The organism is Paenibacillus sp. oral taxon 786 str. D14 (genome assembly GCF_000159955.1).
Taxonomy (GTDB): domain Bacteria; phylum Bacillota; class Bacilli; order Paenibacillales; family Paenibacillaceae; genus Fontibacillus; species Fontibacillus phoenicis.
Window position 1 is genome coordinate 135,245 of record NZ_GG695979.1, and the last position, 1,150, is coordinate 136,394.

General features: G+C 37.0%; 1 protein-coding gene. It reads right to left on the bottom strand.

What is annotated here, in order from left to right:
* Nucleotides 1–1,150: DUF6395 domain-containing protein (locus tag POTG_RS24380; protein WP_036645374.1), on the bottom strand; the 1,150-nt coding region annotated here is incomplete at both ends.

The following is a 1,150-nucleotide window of genomic DNA, read 5'->3' on the forward strand; positions in this document are numbered from 1 at the left end:
TATTATTTATAACACTCTCTCTATACTTCGGATGAATTAGGATGGCAGATGGATTGTACCATTTCTCCATCCACTTGATGTTCACTTCGTCGAAATCACCGCGAACTTTCCTTTTTAATGCATTCATCGCCTTATGATCTCCATCGTAATTATGGGTTGTATAGGTCAATACGTTCTCATGTTTAATTGGCATTGTCATTATTGCATTTTGGGCTGACTTTATTCGGAAATAGCCATCAAGATCAGCATCAGTTAACTTTATTCGTTTCAGTGCATTCTCCAGTAAGATCTTTCTAAAACATTTCCAACAGTTCATGCACGGTTTCTCTCGTACTCCTCTCATACAAGACTGAGCATACTTACCGTATGATGACTTTAATGAAATAAGCGATGTACCAACCTCACTAATACCAGCTACGACTAAATTAAGGGGCATATCAATTGCAGAAAACAGTGCATTCCATTTTTTGTAATGCGATCTCTGAGAATAATCCTCGAATGTTCCAGATCCTATACGATATGCAGATTCGAGAATCATTCCAAAAGCAATACTGTCGAAGCCGATATAATCAGAAAGCAGAACGGCAGGAACAGAATTAGAAAAATCGACAGGAAAACCAACGGGACTTCTAATGAATTCCAAATTTGTTTCAATTTTGTGAACCATATATCCTTGCTGTTCCATCATCTCACAGGCGTAATATGCAGCATCTTTGTTATATAAAGATTTCTCATTAGGTGTACGGTCTAAAAAACAAAGAACAGTTGATTTTGGCAGCAACTCAACTGCTGCTGTTGAGTCAACGCCGCCACTAAATGCGCACGCGGGCAAAGAATTTACCGGTGCAATTCGCGGGCTTAGACTTGGATCAATAGGTCCAATCTTCTTCTTAGTTACTTTTTCATAAGTTTGTTGAAATACCTCAGATATTTTGAAAGGTAATTTGATACTGGAGCAAAAAGGATCAATCATTAATATAACAGCTAGAGCAATTGCATCGGGATGTACATTATCTAAGTTAAAATCCTCTGGCATTTGCACATAACAATACCTATTATCCATTCTGACTTTATCATTTATTACAGTAATGTCTTGGTCCTCAGGAGTAAAACTAAAAAAAAGTTTTCCGTTATCAATGGATAAATTTAC